Source organism: Paraburkholderia kirstenboschensis, from assembly GCF_032806925.1.
GTDB classification, from domain to species: domain Bacteria; phylum Pseudomonadota; class Gammaproteobacteria; order Burkholderiales; family Burkholderiaceae; genus Paraburkholderia; species Paraburkholderia kirstenboschensis.
This window is the reverse complement of the sequence record NZ_CP136513.1, coordinates 423,503-445,216: the sequence shown is the minus strand read 5'-3', so window position 1 is coordinate 445,216 and position 21,714 is coordinate 423,503. Positions and strand designations below refer to the sequence as shown.

General features: G+C 61.6%; 18 protein-coding genes and 2 pseudogenes. 7 read left to right on the top strand and 13 right to left on the bottom strand.

The annotated features are described in order from the left end of the window. Positions 1-8: 8 nt before the first annotated feature. Positions 9-1,139, top strand: a complete 1,131-nt coding sequence (locus RW095_RS24675; protein WP_317021533.1) for an acyl-CoA dehydrogenase family protein — start codon at positions 9-11, stop codon at positions 1,137-1,139. 39 nt (positions 1,140-1,178) lie between these two features. On the opposite strand, the gene RW095_RS24670 is transcribed toward RW095_RS24675, so the two are convergent. Then, on the bottom strand, positions 1,179-1,436 hold the full coding sequence (locus RW095_RS24670; RefSeq protein ID WP_317021532.1) for a hypothetical protein: 258 nt from the start codon (positions 1,434-1,436) through the stop codon (positions 1,179-1,181). A gap of 203 nt (positions 1,437-1,639) precedes the next feature. On the opposite strand from RW095_RS24670, the pseudogene RW095_RS24665 reads away from it, so the two are divergent. Together RW095_RS24665 and RW095_RS24660 are read left to right on the top strand one after the other, a co-directional pair. Continuing rightward, a pseudogene (locus tag RW095_RS24665) lies at positions 1,640-1,979 on the top strand (HlyD family secretion protein); the annotation flags it as partial. A 158-nt stretch (positions 1,980-2,137) separates the two neighbouring features. Further along, positions 2,138-2,323: pseudogene (locus RW095_RS24660) on the top strand (TolC family protein); the annotation flags it as partial. A gap of 121 nt (positions 2,324-2,444) precedes the next feature. Here RW095_RS24660 and RW095_RS24655 read toward each other — a convergent pair. The 11 genes from RW095_RS24655 to RW095_RS24605 all read right to left on the bottom strand — a co-directional run bounded on the left by RW095_RS24655 (position 2,445) and on the right by RW095_RS24605 (position 16,229). Further along, positions 2,445-2,714, bottom strand: coding sequence for a hypothetical protein (locus RW095_RS24655; RefSeq protein WP_317021531.1), 270 nt, complete (start codon positions 2,712-2,714; stop codon positions 2,445-2,447). Between the two features lie 297 nt (positions 2,715-3,011). Further along, positions 3,012-3,815, bottom strand: a complete 804-nt coding sequence (locus RW095_RS24650) for a transglutaminase-like domain-containing protein (RefSeq protein WP_317021530.1) — start codon at positions 3,813-3,815, stop codon at positions 3,012-3,014. An 875-nt stretch (positions 3,816-4,690) separates the two neighbouring features. Next, the gene (locus RW095_RS24645) at positions 4,691-5,884 is read right to left on the bottom strand and encodes a GGDEF domain-containing protein (RefSeq protein ID WP_317021529.1); all 1,194 of its coding nucleotides are present in this window, start codon (positions 5,882-5,884) and stop codon (positions 4,691-4,693) included. 467 nt (positions 5,885-6,351) lie between these two features. Further along, complete coding sequence (locus tag RW095_RS24640; protein ID WP_317021528.1) at positions 6,352-7,296, bottom strand: electron transfer flavoprotein subunit alpha/FixB family protein; 945 nt, start codon at positions 7,294-7,296, stop codon at positions 6,352-6,354. A gap of 22 nt (positions 7,297-7,318) precedes the next feature. Further along, positions 7,319-8,068 carry an electron transfer flavoprotein subunit beta/FixA family protein gene (locus tag RW095_RS24635; RefSeq protein WP_317021367.1) on the bottom strand — a complete coding sequence of 250 codons (750 nt, stop codon included), beginning with the start codon at positions 8,066-8,068 and terminating at the stop codon, positions 7,319-7,321. Beyond that, entirely contained in the window at positions 8,065-9,705 is a 1,641-nt protein-coding gene (locus tag RW095_RS24630; RefSeq protein ID WP_317021527.1) for a GMC family oxidoreductase, read from the bottom strand. Before RW095_RS24630 ends, RW095_RS24635 begins: the two co-directional genes overlap by 4 nt. Then, entirely contained in the window at positions 9,702-10,925 is a 1,224-nt protein-coding gene (locus RW095_RS24625; RefSeq protein ID WP_317021526.1) for a CaiB/BaiF CoA transferase family protein, read from the bottom strand. Before RW095_RS24625 ends, RW095_RS24630 begins: the two co-directional genes overlap by 4 nt. Further along, positions 10,918-12,696, bottom strand: a complete 1,779-nt coding sequence (locus RW095_RS24620; protein WP_317021525.1) for an FAD-dependent oxidoreductase — start codon at positions 12,694-12,696, stop codon at positions 10,918-10,920. The genes RW095_RS24625 and RW095_RS24620 overlap by 8 nt, the downstream gene beginning before the upstream one ends. Positions 12,697-12,708: 12 nt before the next feature. Continuing rightward, complete coding sequence (locus RW095_RS24615; RefSeq protein ID WP_317021524.1) at positions 12,709-13,890, bottom strand: acyl-CoA dehydrogenase family protein; 1,182 nt, start codon at positions 13,888-13,890, stop codon at positions 12,709-12,711. 20 nt (positions 13,891-13,910) lie between these two features. Further along, a complete protein-coding gene (locus RW095_RS24610; RefSeq protein ID WP_317021523.1) occupies positions 13,911-14,735 on the bottom strand; it encodes an HpcH/HpaI aldolase family protein in 825 nt (274 codons plus the stop codon). A 12-nt stretch (positions 14,736-14,747) separates the two neighbouring features. Next, a complete protein-coding gene (locus tag RW095_RS24605) occupies positions 14,748-16,229 on the bottom strand; it encodes an NAD-dependent succinate-semialdehyde dehydrogenase (protein WP_317021522.1) in 1,482 nt (493 codons plus the stop codon). A gap of 239 nt (positions 16,230-16,468) precedes the next feature. Between RW095_RS24605 and RW095_RS24600 the strand changes: the two genes are divergently transcribed. From RW095_RS24600 to RW095_RS24585, 4 genes are all read left to right on the top strand, one after another. Next, on the top strand, positions 16,469-17,497 hold the full coding sequence (locus RW095_RS24600; RefSeq protein ID WP_317021521.1) for a TRAP transporter substrate-binding protein: 1,029 nt from the start codon (positions 16,469-16,471) through the stop codon (positions 17,495-17,497). A 77-nt stretch (positions 17,498-17,574) separates the two neighbouring features. Then, positions 17,575-19,446 (top strand): TRAP transporter large permease, encoded by a 1,872-nt coding sequence (locus tag RW095_RS24595; protein WP_317022666.1) that lies wholly within the window; start codon positions 17,575-17,577, stop codon positions 19,444-19,446. A 34-nt stretch (positions 19,447-19,480) separates the two neighbouring features. Beyond that, positions 19,481-20,191 (top strand): GntR family transcriptional regulator, encoded by a 711-nt coding sequence (locus tag RW095_RS24590; RefSeq protein ID WP_128595515.1) that lies wholly within the window; start codon positions 19,481-19,483, stop codon positions 20,189-20,191. A 17-nt stretch (positions 20,192-20,208) separates the two neighbouring features. Then, positions 20,209-21,138 carry a D-2-hydroxyacid dehydrogenase gene (locus RW095_RS24585; RefSeq protein WP_317021520.1) on the top strand — a complete coding sequence of 310 codons (930 nt, stop codon included), beginning with the start codon at positions 20,209-20,211 and terminating at the stop codon, positions 21,136-21,138. Between the two features lie 285 nt (positions 21,139-21,423). Here the strand turns inward: RW095_RS24585 and RW095_RS24580 are convergent, their stop codons facing one another. Next, on the bottom strand, positions 21,424-21,696 hold the full coding sequence (locus RW095_RS24580; RefSeq protein ID WP_317021519.1) for a hypothetical protein: 273 nt from the start codon (positions 21,694-21,696) through the stop codon (positions 21,424-21,426). Positions 21,697-21,714 lie beyond the last annotated feature (18 nt).

Below are 21,714 nucleotides of genomic sequence, written 5' to 3'. Positions count from 1 at the left end.
CGCACGTCATGAATTTCCAGCATACCGAAGATCGACGCATGCTTGCCGATACGCTGAACCGCTTCGTCAGCGAGCAATACGGCTTCGAGACCCGCGACAGGATCGCCCGTTCTCCTCAAGGCTATAGCGCTGAATTGTGGACTCGCTTCGCAGAGCTGGGCATTATCGGCGCCCTCTTCGATGAAGCGAACGGCGGCTTTGGTGGAGGCGGATTCGATATCGCGGTGGTGTTCGAGAGCCTGGGCCGCGGCCTCGTGGTCGAACCGTTCCTCGATACGCTTATTGTGGGCCAAGCCGTCGCACGAAACGGCAACGACACGCAACGGGGCCTGCTGGGCGAATTGATCGACGGCTCGCGCATCGCCGCACTCGCGCACGGTGAACCCGGCGGTCATTACGAACTCTCGCGTGTAACCACGCGCGCGCAACGCAAGGGCAACGCGTGGCAATTGAACGGCGCCAAAGCGGTGGTGCAGAACGGTGAGCACGCTGCCCTCTTCCTCGTGTCCGCGCGGACCGACGGCGACGACGATTCAGAGGATGGCATAACGCTCTTTCTCGTGCCTCGGGACGCAGCGGGCGTCAGCGTGCGAGGCTATCCGAAGATCGACGGCGGACGTGCGGCCGAAGTCACGTTCGACAATGTCACGCTCGGCGAAGAATCGCTGCTTGGCGCGGAAGGCGCGGCCTTTACGACGCTCGAATATGCGATTGCATGTGGTGTGCTCGCGTTGTGTGCAGAGGCCGTCGGCGCGATGGACGTCGCGAAAGACTACACGCTCGACTACCTGCGCACGCGCAAGCAGTTCGGCGTGGCGATAGGCAGCTTCCAGGCGCTGCAACACAGAATGGCCGACATGCTACTGGAAATCGAGCAGGCTCGTTCGGCAGTAGTCAATGCCGCAGCGGCGCTCAGTGGGCAACGCACGGTGCGGGAGCGCGCGGTGTCGGCGGCGAAGTACAGCATCGGCAGGATCGGCGCACTGGTCGCGCAAGAGTGCATTCAGCTGCACGGCGGCATAGGCATGACGTGGGAGTTGCCGCTCGCTCATTATGCAAAGCGGCTTGTGATGATCGATCATCAGCTTGGAGATGAGGATCATCACCTGGATCGATTCGTGCGATTGGGGCGTGAGTGAAGTCAGAACCGTGTCTCTGATTCACGCTCGCCGCCCCGTTCACCCATCAATAGCTGCGTGCAGATACTTTTCCTGGCGAGTAACGTGCATCGACCGGTAACCGGGTGCAGTCGATGCCGTTGCCTCCGGTCCAATGTAACGTAGCGCGGCGGGCGCTTGCACTATCTCCAGCAGTTGTTCCATTACAAAGCTCCACGCACCCTGGTTCTTCGACTCTTCCTGACAACACACCACGCTCTTCAGATTCGGATAGCGCCGCAACTGCGCGCTGATCTCCTTCGCGGGGAACGGATACAACGGCCGCGCGGAGGCGTGCTCCGGCCCTTCTCCTTCCTGACCGTGCGGCAGCCGGTACGCACGCCAGAGTGGCCGGCAGTGGACCGATACATCAACGGTTGGGTGATGTTCGGCATGTCCTGTTCCTGGTGGCCATGGCGTTGAACCTCTGCCTGGTTTCGATCCGATTGATCTCGTCGAAAGCGTCAGCGGGAAGAGGTGGACCGCTTTCGCATGCGTATGTCGTCGCGAACTTTCAGGAAAACGAGCTTGCAAGAATGCGCCCGCGAGCTACAGTGCGCATCAAGGTCGACAGTTTTACGGGCGTCGTTGTACGAGGTCATATCGGCAGTTTGCGCCCGCTACCGGCGTCAGCTTTGCGCACATCGCGCCCGACAACGCGACCGGCAACATCACGAAAGTGGTGCAGCGTGTGCCGGTCAAGATCAGCATCGACCGGGTCAGCAAGCGGCATCTGCATTGAGCGTGGGGCTTTCCGGCGAAACTGAGGTCGCTGTCGACAAGCCCGCCGACGTGTCGACCAAGGGAGCAGACCTCAAATGAACGCGTGCGAGTTTTCCATGCGTACACCGGCATTGGCTGTGTTGGTGTGCTTTGCGCGCAACGGGTGTCTGGTCGGGCCCAACTTCCAGCGTGCAGAGGCCCCTGCACCTGATGTGTTCAATCGAACACAGTCCGCGCAGGCATTATGCCGTCCCGTTGAGCAACGGTACAAAGCAGGAGCCGTCGATTTCCTCGACGTGCTCAACGTGCAGAAGCAGTTGCTCGACGCACAGAGTAATCTTGAACATAGCAAGGCGAACGCAGCCACTAATCTCATCACGCTATGCAAGGTACTCGGCGGTGGTTGGGAGTCGACTTATGGCCAACAGCAAGCGAGTCATTAGGATCATGAGCAGCGACGCTGCATCTTGTAACAATCGACACGCAATAGGCAATTGCGGCATAAAGGGGTCAAAGGAAGGTATGTTGTTCAACCTACACGGTTCGATTCGTGATCCTATCGATCTATACCGGATCGTGCTTCAAACTGAGGTTAAAAATGAAAGTTTCTTTTTCTTCAATGCTGGTTGCCACGGTGATGTCCGCTGCATCGGGTCTCGCGTATTCGCAAACTGACCAGCCGGTCCAGAATAGCCAGGGATCAGGCACGACCATGTCGCAACCTGCGGCAGCGTCGGGCGGGTACGACTCTCTCGGATCGCAGCCCAGCGGATCGACCGCCAGCGGCAGAGCGCGAAACGGGGGCGTTTGTATAGTTGGCTTGTCTTGCGACATTTATCAAGGCAGCTAGCTCCGCCCGATGACCCATGTCCTCGCAAGGCGTCGCGGCGGTGAGCCGATGAATGGTCCATGAACGACACCGTTCAAAGATGGCTTGCACGTGCGCTACCGACCTACCCTCCGGTAGCGCTGACAGCGGCCGTACCGTGCTTCGTGTCGACATGTTGGTGCGAAATGCGGTGCGGCTTCGACCGCTGTAGTTCAGCAACTGGCTCCATTTGCCATGTCCCGCTCGGCGCGTCGGACCGAAGTCGACTGCCTCTTCCTAGACTCGGCCCGAACCGCCCGCAGTCATTCCGGTGCGCAATGAACGTCGAATTTTATGAGCTTCGTCGGGCCGAACGTGTTGCTGATTGCTACGTCGGCGGCATCGCGGCCACGCGCCATCAGTACACGACCAATACGCGGCACGTTATTGCGCGGATCGAAAGTTTGCCATGAGCCGCCGACATAGGCTTCGAACCAGGCCGCAAAATCCATCGTACTCCAGGGCGGCGGCACACCGACATCGCTGATATAGCCCGTGCAGTAGCGTGCCGGAATATTCATTGCACGGCACAGCGCCACAGCCAGATGAGCGAAATCGCGACAGACGCCGTTGCGTTCCTGCCATGCATCGAACGCGGTTTTGGTCGGGCGCGCGAATTCGTAGCCGAACGTAATATGGCGGTGCACGTAGTCGCAAATCGCCTGAACCCGGGCACCGCCGGGCGGCGTGTTCGAAAATAGTTTCCACGCAATGTCGGAAAGGAGATCCGTTTCGCAATAACGGCTGCCGAGCAGAAATGCGAGACATTCGTCCGGGAGCGCTTCGACGGCATGCTGATAGTCAAACGGCCCACGCGTCTCCGGTTGATCCGGGACGTTGAGCAGCGCGCTCGTCGACAGCGAAATCAACCCTTGCGGCGCGACGAGGCGGCTGCACAAATTGCCGAAGCCATCGCGATACTGCGTGATCGCCACCGGCGGATTCACGACCAGCAGATCGGCGGACAGCACGTCCTGAGCGTGCGAAAAGTGTGTGTTCAGCATCAACATCATTGGTGTCGGCTGCGCGCACTCATAGACCAACTCATAGCCCACGCGAAGTTTCATCGGACCATCCTTTCATAGAAAAAGCGCGTGACGCTCTGCGCGCCCGGGATGCCGGTTGCCGGCGGTGACGTGGGTCGGGTGGAAGTCGGCTTGCACACCGTAAATGCGGCTGTTCCCGACTCAAGCGTGAGCTTGCTTGTAGCGGAAGGTCGAACGCCTCATCCGAAAACGTCTCTGCCGATCGTGCAGCGAAACCGGTTGCGTCGCGTGAATGGACTGAGCAATCCATGATGACAGACTGCGGATCGCGACCCGCTAAAAGAGAAAACAAGGTGCACGTGAAATCGCAGCGACGCTGCTTCTACCTGGATCTCGTACACCTTGTCGAAATGCGCGCACGCACATAGGGCAAAGCGCCTACCCGCCACGTGCGCGTGCTGTTACTTTTTCTTTGCCACAGCACTCGGTGCGGAAGCCTTCGAGACAGGCGTCCTGAACAGATCCGTTCCGGGTGATGGCGACTTCTTGGGCTGTTTCGGCTTCTTCGCCTCGCGGTTACTACGCAGTTGACCTTTTGCCATTTTGCTCCCCCGTTTCGGCGGCCAGGGAAGAGGCCGCTCTCCTACTCATTCTGGACGCATTTCTGCTTACTGTCGCGATCTATTTAAAAGCGGCGTCCGGAGCTAGAAACCGGCACGAGGTTGCTGTGCTGCGAGACGTCTCCATGCTGTCAGTGCCGTTTCGACGACCGCTCCTGCCGTGCACCGTTATGTGGCCTGTCGCGAGGCTCCGCGGGGCATTCTGGCCCCGATCCGCTGTGACGGAGTGGCTGCGCATTCTCAGCAACGCCGACGCTGCAGCGAACAACAATCAGTCGGGCCACGAGTGAGCCGGGCTTGCAATTCGAGCGGCGTGCTATTGCGCGTTCCGGGCGATCACGCTATATCGAGCGCCGAGGCGTCCAACGTCTGGCCCGATGACTCGGTGACCACCCGGTTCCGCCCTGCGCGCTTCGCGGCGTAGAGCAGATGATCGGCGCGCGCGAGCATTGCCGCGACGTCCTCACCCGGCCGATACCGTGCAATGCCGGCACTTGTCGTGACGCGCAGCGTTGCGTCGATCTCGTCGAAGCGCGAAGACTCCAGCACGGTACGCAAGCGCTCGGCAATGCGGTACGCGAATTCCCCGTCGGTCCCCGGCAGCAGCAGCAAGAACTCTTCGCCGCCGATCCGGCCCACCACGTCTTTCTCGCGCACCGCCGCGCGCAGGATCGCGCCGAACTCACGCAGGACCGCATCGCCGGCAGCATGTCCGTAGCGATCGTTGATGGATTTGAAGTTGTCGATATCGAAAGCGAGCAGTGCAAGCGGATAGCTTTTTCTATCCGCAACGCGATGCAACGCGAGGCGTTCGAATGCGCGCCGGTTCAGCGTTTCTGTCAGCGAATCGAAGTCCCGTTCGAGAACCAGCCGGTCGATTACATCCGACATCGCGACGGCCAGCAGGACGATGCCTAATACAGCGCCCATCAATGCGAGCGACAACTGAAGCAAAACCCAGAAGAGGGTCTGTGCGAAAGGCGCACTGCTGTGAGGCAACGGCTGAGCGACTGTGAGCGGCGTCCTGATGAAAAAGCTGGCGCCGCAGATAAGAAGCACCCAGAAAAGAATGTGATTGATCGTGCGGCCGTTGCAGCGCTTTCTAAACCGGACCGCGCAAAACAACATTAACAGTCCGGCGCTGAGATTAAGAATATAAATGCGCACGAGCAGATTCGACGCTACGTAGGAGAAGTAATACATGCCTCCCATCAAGAGCGTGAAAATTAACGCATGCGTTGTCACGCGAAAATGAAGCGCGGCTCTGCGTAAGATGCTCTCTGCGAGCAGTTGTGTGCTGGCCACGTAAAAGCTCGCCGAAATGAGTGCGTTCGATCGCCATTCATCCGGCAAGTGCGCAATCTGTACGGTGGACCCTAAAGCAAATGCAAAGAACGAGGCGGCGAGAAAGAGCAGATACCGCAGCCGCTTGTCGTACGCCCATGCACATGCAAAGCTGAGCGAAAAGACAAGCGTGATGCCTGGAATGATGAACTGGATGAGCTGGTTGGGCGTTATATGAGCGGGCATGTGCTCTCTCTCCGCTGCGCTGCCGGGCCCGGAATAGCCGGGCCTGTTCACGGCGGTTTGGCAGGCACGTGTCGACGCCACCCGCCACTGACGACTCACTTATGAATGGCCGTGGCGTCCCCGCACGGCTGAACGATTGTACGCCAGGTGACCTCTGCGATTAGTGCGAGGCCGGTTCAGGCACCCGCCCGGCACGTCCGCGAGCGGCACAAGGATGTCCGCGCCGACGCGCCGGAACTTCGTGGCGGCCTTGTGGGCGTTGACCGCTTCCCGCTTCCGTTGCGTTACCCTGCTGCTGCTCGCGGGCCTCGTGCGCCTCGTGTTGGGTCCGGTGAACCGATCATCGGACTGCTTGCCCGCGTCAGCGTTGTAGATATCAATACCTTGAAAGTACCGGTTCCATTCATGCATCTCGGATACTGGCGCACTTAGCTGCAACCTCCGTCGTGTGAGCGATGAGGGCTTAGCTACTTTAACGCATCGCGAAGTTCAGGCACGGCCGTGAACAGATCACCCACGAGACCATAGTCGGCGACGCTGAAAATCGGCGCCTCCGGATCCTTGTTGATCGCAACGATCACCTTGCTGTCCTTCATGCCCGCGAGATGCTGGATCGCGCCCGAGATGCCGACGGCCACGTACAGTTGCGGCGCGACGATCTTGCCGGTCTGGCCGACCTGATAGTCGTTCGGCACGAAGCCCGCGTCCACCGCCGCACGCGATGCACCCAGCGCCGCGTTCAGCTTGTCAGCCAGCGGCTCGAGAACCTTCGTGTAGTTCTCGCCGTTGCCCAGGCCGCGCCCGCCCGAAACGATGATCTTCGCCGACGTCAGTTCCGGACGATCCAGCTTCGTCACTTCACGGCTGACGAACTGCGAGATGCCCGCGTCCGCGGCTGCTTCGATCTTCTCTATCGTCGCGCTGCCGCCTTCGGCGGCAACTGCATCGAAGCCCGTCGTGCGTACTGTGATGACCTTGATTGGATCAGCCGACTGCACCGTGGCAATGGCGTTACCCGCGTAGATCGGGCGCTCGAACGTGTCAGCGGAATCGACCGCGGTGATATCGCTGATCTGCGCGACGTCGAGCTTCGCGGCAATGCGCGGCGCGATGTTCTTGCCGTAGGCGGTGGCCGGCGCGAAGATGTGCGAGTAGTCCTTCGCAATGCTCAGCACCGTTGCCTCGATGTTTTCAGCGAGCCCTTCGGCCAGTTGCGGCGCGTCGGCCAGCAGCACTTTGGAAACACCGGCGATCTTCGCCGCCGCATCCGCTGCAGCCTGCGCATTCTGACCTGCGACCAGCACATGAATATCGCCGCCGACTTTCTGCGCGGCCGCAATCGTATGCAGCGTCGCGGCCTTGATCGACGCGTTGTCGTGTTCTGCTATTACAAGATTCACAAGATTCGTCATTTCGTTCGTCTCCGTGTGCCGCTCACAGCACCTTGGCTTCGGTCTTCAGCTTCTCGACCAGCGTCTTCACATCCGGCACCTTCACACCGGCAGAGCGCTTGGGCGGCTCGACAACCTTCAGCGTTTTCAGACGCGGCGTGACATCGACGCCCAGGTCCTCAGGCTTGATCGTTTCGAGCGGCTTTTTCTTCGCCTTCATGATGTTCGGCAGCGTCACGTAGCGCGGCTCGTTCAGGCGCAGGTCGGTGGTGACCACGGCGGGCAGCGTGAGCGACAGCGTTTCCGCACCGCCATCCACTTCGCGCGAAACCGTCGCCTTGCCGTCGGCCACGACAACCTTCGACGCGAACGTTGCCTGCGGCAGGCCCGCGAGTGCGGCAAGCATCTGACCGGTCTGGTTCGAATCGTCGTCGATGGCCTGCTTGCCGAGAATCACCAGTTGCGGCTGCTCCTTGTCGACCAGCGCCTTCAGCAGCTTGGCGACCGCCAGCGGCTGCAATTCTTCCGCCGACTCGATCAGGATCGCGCGATCCGCGCCGATGGCAAGCGCCGTGCGCAGCGTTTCCTGCGATTGCGTGACCCCGGCCGACACCGCGATCACCTCGGTCGCCACGCCTGCTTCCTTCAGACGCACAGCTTCTTCAACCGCGATTTCGTCGAACGGATTCATCGACATCTTCACGTTCGCAATGTCGACGCCCGTGCCGTCCGACTTGACTCGAACCTTCACGTTGTAATCGACCACTCTCTTGACTGGCACCAGGATTTTCATACCGTCTCCTTCGAATACGTCGACGACGCGTGCGCCGCCATTGGCGAACGGATCATGTCCGCCGCGCGCTCAGCGAGCATTAGCACCGTCGCATTGGTGTTGGTCGAGGTTATCGACGGCATCACCGAGCCGTCGACGATCCGCAGGCCTGTCGTTCCGCGCACCCGCATTTCAGAATCGACAACGCTCATTTCGTCCTCGCCCATCCGACACGTGCCAACCGCGTGGTACACAGTCGAGCCGTTGTCACGCACGTATTGCAGTAGCGCTTCATCGGTGTCGGCCTGACGGCCCGGTACGGTTTCATCGACGATATAACGGGCGACCTCGGGTTGCGCGAAGATCCGCCGGCCAATCTTGAGTCCTTCCACCATCGTGTTGCGGTCGAGTTCACTGCTCAGGTATGACGGTGCAATGGTCGGCGCCGCCGTGATCTCGCTGCTGGTGATGTGCACATGCCCACGGCTTTCCGGGCGCATCTGCCAGACGCCGCACGAGACACCGGGCTCCGACTCCAGCACGCCGATCCGTCCCTCGGCAAAACTGCCGGGCGCGATCACGAACTGCACGTCCGGACGGGTGGCGAGGCGCGTCTGCGCAAAGCCGCCGACGAGCGCCGCGCTATAGGTCAATACGCCGGTCCCTGACACGACGTAGCGCATCATCTCGCGCGCGAGCGCAAGTCCGTGCGCGCGCTCGTTCGCGGTACCGGCACCCCGCACCCTATAGCCGAGCCGAACGACATAGTGGTCCTGCAAATTGTTGCCCACGCCCGGCAACGCGATCCGTGTTTTAACGCCTGCATTGTCGAGCACGGCCTTGTCGCCGATGCCGCTCATTTCGAGCAGCCTCGGCGTGCCGATCACACCTGCGCTCAGAATCACCTCGCGGGTCGCGCGGATCTGCACCGGAATGTTCGCGGCCGTCGTCCCGTTAATGCCGCTCACATGCGTGCCGTTCATCTCGAGCCCGGACACCTGAAGGCCGGTCACTACCGTCAGGTTCGGGCGCGCCATTGCCGGCCGTAGATAACCGCGCGCTGCGCTCGACCGGCGACGTCCGTCGCGCGTTTGCTGGTAGAACCAGATCGAAGGACCGCGCGTGTCGCTGTTCGGATCATCGACGAAATCGAGGCCCGCCTTCTGGGCGGCCTGGACGACCGCGCTGCAAATCTCCGGCGGGTTCTTCACGCGGCTGACCTGGATCGGACCGTGCGTGCCTCGTTGCGGGCTGCTGCCCTCGGTCCACGTTTCCGAGCGGCTGTAAAACGGCAGACAGTTGTCGAAGTTCCAGCCGTTCGCACCCGCCCGCTCCCAGCTATCGATATCCTCCGCAAACGGGCGCACATACAGCAGGCCGTTAATGGCACTGGAGCCGCCGAGCCCGCGTCCCCGTGGAAACAGGATGGCACGGCCACTCGTCCCGGCGTCGGCCTCAGTGCGATAGCGCCATGTCACAGTGGGATGATCGAGCAATCGCACGAAGCCTGCCGGCACGTGGATGAACGGGTGACGATCGCGCTCGCCGGCCTCGACCAGAATCACTTTGACGGTTGGATCTTCGGTCAGACGGTTTGCGAGCACGCAGCCCGCCGTCCCCGCGCCGACGATCACATAATCCGCTGTGTACGATTTCATGACTTCGCTCCGGCACTGGCTAATTCACGGCCTTCGAGTGCTGCGATCTCCTCGTCGCCGAAGCCGTATTCGGCAAGTACTTCGACCGTATGTTGTCCGAGCGTAGGCGGCGGACGGCGGTAGGCGACGGGGCTGCTGTGAAAATTCACCGGACTCGCGATGTTCGTCACCCTCCCCGCGACCGGATGCTCGATCTCGACGACCGCATGGTTATGCGCGATCTGCGGGTCCTGCGTCAGCGCGGTGTGATAGTCCTGCACGATCGCGCATGGCACGTCCGCGGCGCTCAGATGCGCTACCCAATATTCCGCGGTATGCAGCAGAAATTGCTGCTCGAGGATCACGTCGAGTGCATGCCGATTCGCAGTTCGCGCGGTGTTGCCGATGAAGCGTTCATCGCTCAGCAATTCTTCGCGGCCCAGCGCGCGGCAAAGGTTCTGCCAGAATTTCTCCGTGAAGCAGGCCGCAAAGAAATATCGGCCGTCGGAGCCCTGATAGTTGCGGTACGGCACCATCGTCGGATGCCCGCTGCCGAGACGCTCCGGCGCTTTGCCGCTTCTCAGCGTCTCGCCGTCGCGCGGGATGGTGCTGAAAAGCGCAGCCGAGAGCAGCGACGTATCGATTCGCTGGCCTTCGCCATGCCGTTCGCGATGTAGCAACGCGGCCGAAATCCCAAACGCCAGCAGCGCCGCCGCGCCGAAGTCCGGCAACGGCGCACCGAGCCGGACTGGATTGCCGCCCGCTTCGCCCGTCATGTCCATGAGACCGGCCACTGCCTGCACGATCGGATCGTTCGCGGGCCATGCGGCGTAGGGACCGCTTTGTCCGAACGCCGACACGCTGGCGTAGACGATCTTCGGATTGCGCGCCTTGACGGCCTCGTAGCCGATGCCCAGCCGATCCACCGTGCCCGGCCGAAAGTTCTCGACGACAACATCCGCCTGCTCCGCCATGCGCAAAAACGCATCCCGCCCTTTCGGCGACTTCAGGTCGAGGCGGATGCTGCGCTTGTTGCGGTTTTGCGAGAGGAACTGCACGCTTTCGCCGTGGACGAATTGATTGCCCAGTTTGCGCGAGAGGTCACCCGCCATTGGCTCCTCGACTTTGACCACGTCCGCGCCGAGGTCAGCGAGCAGCACGGTACCCACCGGACCAGCGGTCATGACGGTGAGATCGAGAATGCGGTAGCCCGACAACGGGCCGACTTGCTTCTTATCCATGATGTGCCGCCTGCAAATGCGATGCGTTCATAAATTCCGCCCGCGGGTAATCGAGCACGTCGAAGGCGAGACGGAACGGGTCGGCCTCACCACGCGTGATGGTCAACGCGTGGCCGAAACGGGCATCGTCGCGCTGGGGAAAGTCGGTGCGGTAGTGGCTGCTGCGCGACTCGCGCCGCTCGATACACGCCTGCAAGATGACTTCGGCAGTGGTCGCCATGTTGTCGATCGTCAACGCATCGATCGCTTGCGGCGGCGAGGCACCGCCCCCCGTGGCGAACTGCGCGCGCGCCTCGCGAACGGCGGCTAACGCGATGTTCAGACCGCTCTCCGTCTTCTCAACGAGGCAATGCGCTTGCATCGCCGCGCGCAGATCGGCGGCGATACGTTGAGCGTCGAACGAGGCATTCGGTTTTAGCGCTGTTCCGAGGCGCGTTGCGAGCGGCGCTACGTCGTGCTTGCCCGGCGCGCCGCTGTCGCGCGCAAACGCGGCCGCGCCGGCGCCTGCGCGGTGACCGAAAACCTGACCTTCGGCAAGCGAGTTGCCGCCCGGACGATCCGGGCCGCGCACACCGCCCGCGAGTTCCCCCACTACGAACAGCCCCTCGATGGTCGACATCGCGTCGGTGTTCGTCATCCGCACGCCACCGTTCAGGCATTGGAACGCAATCCCGACGTCGAGCAGATCGCGCTTCGGGTCGAGTCCCTTCGCGCGCATCCAGCGCAGGGTGTTCGGAATAGTGGCCGCCAACCGCTCGTCCGGAATGTCGGCGAACGAGAAGTGCACCGCACCGCGCTCCGTACCTCTGCGCTGAGCGATTTCCGTTGCAATCGCGATATCGATGTAGCGCGATTCGTTCGAGATCGTGAAGGGGAACACTTTCTCGTCCATCGCGGCTTCGGGCGTCACGCCTGCCGGCAGGTAATCCGCGAGGAATTCATGTCCGTCGCGATTGAGCATTTTCGGATGCAGAATGAAGCAGGACTTGCTGAAGAGTTGCACGTAAGGGTGCACCATCGCCGGCCCGAACTGGTGGAACTCCATGTTCACAAGTTCGGCGCCGTGACGGAAGCAGATGGCCTGGCCGTCGCCGGTCATTTCCGCGGTCGAGACTTGTTGCGAGAACAGACCGTGCGCACCGCCGGTGCCAAGCACAACGGCGTTCGCGGCAACCACCAGCAGCCGCCGCGATGCCAGATCCATCGCGACCACGCCGCTTACGCGCCCACTTGAATCACGCAACAGGTCGATGAGCGCCGCTGGCTGACGCGTCTCGACGCCGAGCTTCCTCGCTTCGTCCGCGAGCGCGCTCACGAAGGCTTTGCCTGTTTTTCCCTTCACGCCCAGCGCGCGCGCATACGTGCCGAAGTCGCTGCGGATGAGTTTATAGCCATCGTTGGCGCGGTCGAACGGCACGCCGAGTCTGATCAGGTCAGCGATGCGCTTCGGTGCGTCTTCCGCCAGCACGCGCACCAATTCGCGGTCGATGAAGCCGCCCGCCGGACGCATCGTGTCTTCGTAATGCACCGTGGCGCTGTCGTCGGCGCTGCCATAGCCGGCCGCTCCCATGCTCATGATTTCGCTCGCGCCGTGCACGGTGCTGCCGCCCTGCCCGACCGGCGCCTTTGCCAGCACGAGGACCTTCGCACCGGCCTGTGCCGCCGACACCGCTGCACGCGAAGCCGCGCCGCCACCGCCCACCACTACTACGTCGGCTTGCGCGTAGTCGACGCCAAAGCCGAGTTTCTCCAATGTCTGAACTGCCGTCACGTCTGTCTCCGCTTACGATTTAAGCGCGCGCGCCACGATGTTGCGCTGGATTTGATTGGTGCCACCGAAGATCTGGAACATCTTGGCTTCGCGGTAATGGCGCTGCATCGCGTATTCGGCGGAGTAGCCATTGGCGCCCATGATCTGGATGCCGTCAGTGGCGACCTGCACGTACGTATCCGACGCGAAGTACTTCGCCTGTGACGACTCGACGTCGCACGTTTCGCCCTGGTCGAGCAGCTTGGCCGCGCGAAACGCCATCATGCGAGCAGCATCGACGCGAGTCTGCATGTCGGCGAGCAAGTGCGAGACCGCCTGGAAATCGATGATCGATTGCCCAAACTGCTTGCGATCGTTCGCATACCAGCGTGCAAGATCGATCGCCGCCTGAGCGCCGCCCACGCACATCGCCGACAAAGCGATGCGCTCCTTTGACAGTACCGTGGTGAGTTTCTTCCAGCCCACGTGCAGGCCGCCCACAATCATTTCTCCGGGAACGCGGACGCCGTCGTACACCACTTCGCAGGTGCGAATGGCGTGGCCGCCGAGCAGGTCGATCGGATTGATCGTCAGGCCTCTGGATTCTTTGGGTACCAGAAAGAGACTGATCCCGTCGTGCTTCTTCGCTTCTGGATTGGTGCGCACAGCGGTCAAGATATAGTCGGCCTGCATCGCGCCGGAAATCCACATCTTGGTGCCGTCCAATATGAAGTCGTTTCCGTCAGCCACGCCGCGCGTCGTCAGCGAGGCAGCATCTGAGCCGGAGCCGTTTTCGCTCAGGGCGAAGGCGAGAAAGGCACGACCTTCAGCGAGCTTCGGCAACACCTCGCCCTTGATATGGTCCGGCGCGAAACGAGCGAGCGCGCCGCCCACCATGTTCACGTTCGCATTCCAGAAGCGCGCAAGCGCGATCGTGTGATAGGCGACGATCTCCAGATAAGCGGCCATGTCAAGATAGCCGCCGACGCCGCCATACTCTTCGGGCAGCGTGATGCCGAACCAGCCCTGCTCCGCGGCCACCTTCACAAGTTCCTCCGGGAAGCGCTTTTCTTCGTCGCACTGGCGGACATATTCCGGCGACGCATGGCGCGTCAGCACACGATTCACTGAATCGCGGAATTCGAATTGATCGGCGTTCAGATACGGTTTAAGGTCGCGCCGGTTGACGAGATTGCCTGCATATTCGGGATTCACTGTGTCTCCTCCTTGTCCGATCAGGACACCTTGCGTTGCGCCAAGAGTTCGTCTGCCTGCCCGAGCGGAATTGCACGCAGCATTTGCGAACGCGACTTCGCCCCCGTCATCAGAAACGCGAGATCCGAGCCGCTGAGAATGAAACGCGCGCCTTTTTGCACGTAGGCGGTCATCAGCGCTTCGTCGTACACGCCGCCCACGCCCGGTACCTTGCCGTGCCGGTGGCATGCGGCGCACACGGCGTCGATGGCGGCCGCCACACGCGTATGGCCAAGTTGTCCAGTGATACCGAGATCCGCCGCAAGGTCGGTCGTGCCGACCAGCAGCACGTCGATGCCCGGCACCGCCGCGATCGCGTCGGCGTTCTCGAGGCCTTCGCGGGTTTCTATCATTGCCACCACGAGCACCTCGTCGTTGATCGCCCGAACCACATCGGCGATCGGGAGAGCCTCGAAGCCGACCTGCGGCAGCATGCCCGGGATCGACCGACCGCCCGCTGGCGGGAAGCGGCACATATTGGCGATCTGCATGGCCTGTTCGGGCGTACTGACGTGCGGCACCACGATGCCCATCGCGCCGGTATCGAGCAGTCGTGTGGCGTGGAACGGCTCGTGGCCCGGCACGCGGATGATCGGCGTCACACCGCCCACCAGAGCCGCGGCGCAGATCTGCGCGGCGGTGTCGATGTCCATGGAGTTGTGTTCCATGTCGATGAACAGCCAGTCGAAGCCGGCCGTTTGCGCGATCTGCGCGATGTCGACAGTGCGAGCCTGGCGCAGCCCCATGCCGAGGGCCAATTCACCTGCGGCCAATTGCGCTTTTGCGTGGTTCTTGATGGTTTGCATGATGGATTCCATTCAGGCGGTTGCGTCGAGCGGCTCGTCGTCAGCCAGTTCGAGGTTGATGAATTTGGTGTCCAGGTAGTCGCGGATCGCGTTCGGACCACCTTCACGTCCAAATCCGCTGTCCTTACTGCCGCCGAATGGCGTCTCCGCCGTCGACGCCACGAACGTATTTACGCCGACTACGCCGGCCTGCAAGCGCTCGGTTGTTTCCAGCGTGTTGCGCATCGAGCGCGTGAAGACATAGGCCGCAAGCGCGAATGGCAGCCGGTTCGCCTCGGTGATGACTTCGTCCATCGTCGTGAACCGGTTCAGAGTGCCGACCGGGCCGAACGGCTCGTCGTTCATCAGGCCAATGTGCGGAGCGGGATTAGCGATGAGTGTCGGCTCGTAGAACCAGCCACGGCCGGATTGCGAGGGACGGCGCCCGCCGCATAGCACGCTGGCGCCTTCACTCACGGCTTCGTCGACGAGGCGTTCAATCGCCTCGCGGCGCTTCGACGTAGTCAGCGGACCGAGGTCGGTGTTCTGCTGCAGCGGATCGCCGACGCGTAAAGCCTTCGAGCGCTCGACCAGCGCCTTCACAGTCTTGTCGAAAATCGATTCGTGGATATAGAACCGCGTCGGCGACGCGCAAACCTGGCCCGCATTGCGGAACTTGCCTAGCGACGCGAGATGCGCGAAAGCATCGATGTCTGCGTCCCGATGCACGATCACGGGCGCATGGCCGCCGAGTTCCATCGTGACCTTTTTGAGCGTCTTCGCGGACATCTCGACGATCTGACGGCCGATGGGCACCGAGCCGGTAAAGCTGATCTTCGCCACGCGTGGATCGGCCATGACCGTCGGCGTAATTGCGTCGGCTTTGCCGATCACGAGATTGATCGCGCCCTCGGGGAACCCGGCGTCGACGAAGCAGCGCACCAGTCCCATCGTCGCACCGGCCGCTTCATTTGACGGCCGGATCACGATCGCGTTGCCCGCGGCCAGAGCAGGTCCCATCTTGCGGGCCAGCAGCAGCAGCGGGAAATTCCACGGCGTGAAGGCGGCGACCACACCGAGCGGCTCGTAATGCACCAGATACCGTCCGCCCTTGACGCGGCTTTCGTATGACATGCCGAACACGCGGCGTGCTTCGTCGGCGAACCAGTCGATCGACTCGGCTGACGCATTGGCTTCCCCGTTGGCCTGGGCAATCGGCTTGCCCGTTTCCAGTGCCACGATTCGTGCGAGCTGCGGCGCGCGTTCGCGGATGAGCGTTGCGGCTCGGCGCAGCAGTGCTGTGCGCTCCCACGGTGTGAGCTTGCGCATTGCGGCTGAAGCCGCGGACGCGGCATCGATGGCCTCTGTGACCTGTGCCGGCGTGGCCAGCGGCATATAGCCCAGCCGCTCTTCAGTCGCCGGGTTGATCGAGACCTGCCCGTTGTCAGCCGTCGCAGACTGCCAGCGACCGGCGATCAGCAAGCCGTGCTCGCGATAGTGCCCTTCTAGTTCCATTGCCTCCTCCTATAAGTATTACGGACTACCTGTCTTCCAGGTGCTTTCCCGGTGTTTCAGTGCATGCACTCTTTTTCTTATATCAACACCTTGACAGCTAAGTGTCAACACTTTTAGAGTGTGTGTCAGCGAAACAGGATCTGTCGCATGCACTTTCGATGCTGAAGAATCGCTAAAAAGAACGCCGCGGCGCCGCCGAATGCGTCATACAGCCCTCCCTTTCCATGGAGCGAGACAAAATGAATTCGTATTCCCGTCGTACCTTTCTTCAAACCCTCGGAGCAGCCGCGGTGGCGACAACCGGGACCGGTTTGTTCCCATCGTCGGCTCGCGCCCAGACCGCGCAGTTCAAGTTGAAGTATGCGAACAACCTGGCGATGTCCCATCCGCTCAATGTCCGCGCAAAAGAGGCGGCGGACGCCATCAAGAAGGAAACCGGCGGCCGCGTGGAGTTGCAGATTTTCCCGAACGGTCAGATGGGAACGGATACCGACATGCTGTCGCAGGTTCGTTCGGGGGCCATCGACTTTCTCACTCAAGGTGGCGTGGTGCTGTCGACGCTGGTGCCGGTCTCCGCGATCAACGGCATCGGCTTCGCGTTCAAGGACTACAACCAGGTGTGGGCGGCGATGGACGGCGAGCTCGGCAGCCACATCCGCAAGGCGGTTTCGAAGGTGGGCCTCATCGCGATGGAAAAACCGTGGGACAACGGCTTTCGCCATCTCACGAGCTCGGTCAAGCCGGTGCTAAGTCCGACCGACCTCAAGGGCCTGAAGATCCGTGTGCCGGTCAGCCCTCTTTGGACTTCGATGTTCAAGGCGCTCGACGCCTCGCCCACCAGCATCAACTTCAGCGAGGCCTATTCGGCGCTGCAAACCAAGGTAGTCGACGCGGAAGAAAACCCGCTCGCGCTGATCGAAACCGGCCGCTTCTACGAAGTCCAGAAGTACTGCTCGTTGACCGGCCATATCTGGGACGGCTTCTGGTTCCTTGCCAACGCGCGTTCGTGGGGCAACCTGCCACCGGACTTACAGACCATCGTGGCGAAACACCTGAATGCGGCCGCAGTGGCTGAACGGGCGGACGTCGCGGCACTGAGCACATCGCTCGTCGAAACGTTGCGATCGCACGGCATGGCGTTCAACAAACCCGACATCCAGCCGTTCCGCGCCTCGCTGCAAAAGGCCGGCTTCTACGACCAGTGGCGCAAGAAATACGGCGATGAAGCCTGGGCGTTGCTCGAGAAGTACACGCAGAAGCTCGCATGAGCACGGACCACCGAAGAGTTTCTGGAGAACGAGTCATGACTTCCCGAGTTCATCCCGAGCAGGTGTTCGCCCACGACATGGGCGCGCCGAAGGAACGACCTGCGGTATCGAAGGTCGTGCGCGTCGGCAGCGCACTCGAAACGGCCATCAAGTGGATCACCGAAGTGCCCGCTGCTTTGCTGCTGTTGGCCGAAGTGGTGCTGCTCCTCACCAACGTTTTCTGCCGCTACGTGCTGCAGGATCCGTTGATCTGGGGTGACGAACTTGCGTCGATCCTGTTCATCTGGCTGTCAATGCTGGGCGCAGTGGTGGCGTTGCGCCGCGGCGAACATATGCGACTGACGATGTTCGTCGCCAGAATGTCCCCGCAAAATCGTGCGTTCGCGGAGACAGTCGGAAATTTCATCGTGATGACTTTCGTGCTGCTGCTGGTTCGGCCGGCAACCGACTGGGCGATGAACGAATGGATCATCAGCACGCCTGCGCTCGATCTGCCCAATGCGATTCCCGCGGCCGCGATTCCCGTGGCGGCTGTGCTGATGCTCGTGCTCGCCATTACACGGTTGCTCGAGCGCTCGTCGCTTCGCGATTGCCTGAAGGCTTTCGCGCTCGTGGCCGGTGTTGCAATTGCGCTTTACATTGCACGGCAAGCGCTCGCGCCACTGACCGCGGTGAGCCTGATCCTTTTCTTCGCCGTCGGCGTGATCACGATCATCTGTCTCGGTGTGCCGATCATGGTCGCATTCGGTGTGTGCACGTTTGCTTATCTTGCAACCGTCACTGGCGCACCGTTGACCATTGTCGTGAGCACGATGAATCAGGGAATGTCCAGCCTGATCCTGCTCGCCGTCCCGCTGTTCATTCTGCTGGGCGCACTAATGGAGGCGATGGGACTTGCCGAAGCGATGATCCGTTTCCTCGCTTCGCTGATCGGACACAAGCGGGGCGGCCTCGCCTACGTGCTAATCGGCGCCATGTACCTCGTGTCCGGCATCTCCGGCTCGAAGGTGGCGGATATGGCCGCGCTCGCGCCGGGCCTGTTCCCGGAAATGAAAAAGCGCGGCGCAAACGAAGGCGACCTCGTCGCAATGCTCAGTTCGGCGGCCGCCATGTCGGAAACCATTCCGCCCAGCCTCGTGCTGATAACGATCGGTTCGGTGACGGGCGTTTCGATCGCCGCGCTGTTCACAGGCGGCTTCATGCCCGCCGTGGTCGGCGCGGTAGCGCTCGCGGCAGTGGTCTGGTTCAAGAGCCGCAGGGAAAGCCTGCAAGGCGTGCAACGGGCCTCCCGGGCCGAGATCGGCCGCGCATTTCTGATCTCGCTGCCTGCGCTCGCGCTGCCCTTCGTGATTCGCGCGGCCGTGGTGGAAGGCGTCGCGACGGCGACGGAGGTGGCGACAATCGGCGTGGCTTACACCTGTGCTGTGGGTTTGCTACTGTATCGCCGCTTCGACTGGAGCCGGCTCTATCCTATTCTGGTGGAAGCGGCGTCGCTGTCTGGCGCGATTCTGATCATCATCGGGTGTGCAACCGCGATGGGATGGGCGCTCACGCAGTCAGGCTTCTCAGCGCAACTCGCCTCTATGATGATGGCTGCGCCGGGGGGCAAGCTCGGCTTCCTCGCGATCTCCGCGATTACGTTCGTGATACTGGGCAGCTTTCTCGAAGGAATCCCGGCGATCGTACTATTCGGGCCGCTGCTGTTCCCCATCGCGCGCGCGATGGGCATCTCGGATGTGCACTATGCAATGGTCGTGGTGTTCGCGATGGGGCTGGGCCTGTTCGCCCCCCCGCTTGGCCTTGGCTTTTATGCGGCGTGCGCGGTCAGCAAGGTCGACCCGTCCGCCGCGATGCGCCGCGTTTGGCCGTATCTGGGGGCATTGGCGGCGGCCCTCGTCGTGATAGTGCTGGTTCCATGGGTATCGGTAGGTTTTCTGTACGTAAAATAGGCATCGAAAAAATGGCACAGACAAGGCAATCGTCATGAAAAGCGCGCTCAATGGTGCACCGAACAGCAAGGTGAACGCCCGCGCACCGGAGGTGATCGCGTCGAAACTCGACGACATCCGCGATCAGGTGCGCGCCATGATCCAGCGTGGGGAGTTGCGCCCCGGTGAACGCGTGAACGAGCAGGCGCTCGCCAACCAGATCGGCGTCGGCCGTAATTCGGCGCGTGAGGCGCTACGCTCGCTTGAACAGGCGGGGCTCGTTCGCATTGTGCCGAACCGGGGCGCGGAAGTGCGGCGGCTGTCGCTCGAAGAAGCAATGGACCTCTACGAAATCCGCGCCGGACTCGCACGCACGGCGGGACGTCTCGCGGCGCTGCGCCTGACGACCGACGAGGAGCATCTGCTCGGGCTCCTCCTTGATCAGATGGACGCGGCGGTGGCCGAGCGCGATAGCCGTCAGTATCAGACCCTGAACACCGAGTTCCACCGTCAGTTGATGGCGGCGACCAAGAATCCGCGGTTGATCACAATCAATCAGGCCGTCGAAGACGAGCTGACGCTCTATCTTCACAAGGGCGTGTATTCATTCACGCAGATGCAGCGCTCCTCGAAAGAACACCGCGAACTTTTCGAGGCGCTGCGCGCGGGCCAAGCCGACGCTGCTGCGGAGGCTTTCGAGAATCACGTGCAGACGGGAAAGAAACGCATGCTCGACACCGTGTCCACGGGCCCGTCCGAACGTTAATGAAGTGGAGCAGCTTGTTGAAAACCATCGTCTTTCTGGACCGCGCGACGCTGTCGGCCGATCTACCGGATTTTCCGTTTCCGCATCGCTGGGTCGAATATCCGTCCACGACGCCGGAACACGTGCTGGAGCGTTGCCGCGATGCGCATATCGTCGTGACCAACAAGGTTCCACTGTCGGGCGATGTGATCGAGCAGTTGCCGCAACTGGAACTGATCGGCGTGCCGGCCGCAGGCGTCAATCATCTGGATACCGAAACATGTCGCAAACGGGGCATCGGTATCGTCGCGTGTCCGGGCTATTCGACGATTTCCGTGCCCGAGCACGCGTTCGCGTTGATGCTCGCACTCCGCCGCAACCTTATGCCTTACTGGCAAGACGTTTATGCCGGCGGCTGGAGCGGATCACCCACCTTCTACGCCGAACTGCATCCGATCCAGGATCTGCACGGATCGACGCTCGGTATCGTCGGTGCGGGTCACGGTGGAAAGCGTCTCGCCGAACTGGCCGGTGCGTTCGGCATGCGGGTGCTGTTCGCGGAGCGCAAGCGCGCGAGTTGCGTGCGCGACGGCTATGTGGCATTTGACGAGGTGCTGCGTGAGGCCGATACGATCAGCCTGCATTGCCCGCTTACCGACGAAACGCGGCATCTGTTCGGTGTCGCCGAATTCGAGCGAATGAAGCGCAGCGCGTCACTTGTGAACGCCGCGCGCGGCGGTATCGTCGACGAGGCGGCGCTGATCGAGGCACTCGACCGCAAGCTGATCGCAAATGCCGCGCTCGACGTCCTCGAGCAGGAGCCGCCCGCGCCGGATCATCCGCTGCTGTCCAGCGCGCGCACCGATCTGATCGTGACGCCGCATGTTGCATGGCGGACCCAGGTGGCCATGACGCGGCTCGTCACGCAACTCGCACAAGGCATCGAACAGCATTACGCTCGGCATTGAGAACAGCACTTGAAGGGGCCGTGCTGCGTCAGTGCGAGCGCGCGAGCGGCGCACGTACAGCGCGAGACGGCCCGCGTCGTTCCAGATGAGATCAGCCAGCCGACTGTCGACGAGGTACAAGCAGCAGGTCTATCCGGGCAAGGCGCAATCCAGCCAGTCGTATTGCGCACCGTCGCCGGATGGATCTCCGAACGCCATGTGCAATCTGGCAGCTTTGTGCGACCGGGCAGGTCCTTGTTCTCGAATCACTAAGTAGCGGCGTGGGTCGCTTTGCTGAATCCTGCGCTATTGCAACGCCGTAAGTTTGAGTCCGGAACGCAATTCATGGACAACCTCTTCATGACTTCTTCGCTCGTCGGACACCTGCTCAATACCCTTTTGTAAAACCTTCTCGCAAAAGGTGATTCGGAAGCGATAGTAATCCGCATGCATTTGCGCGTCCATGACACGCTGCTCAGCCTGAAACAGCTCCATGCGCAAAGTTTTCAGCGCTTTTTCAGCCTGTTTCTCGGCAGTCGGCGCGTGATATGCAATCAGGTTAACAAGCCACCGCAGCATGACGAAGCCCTCCTCGCA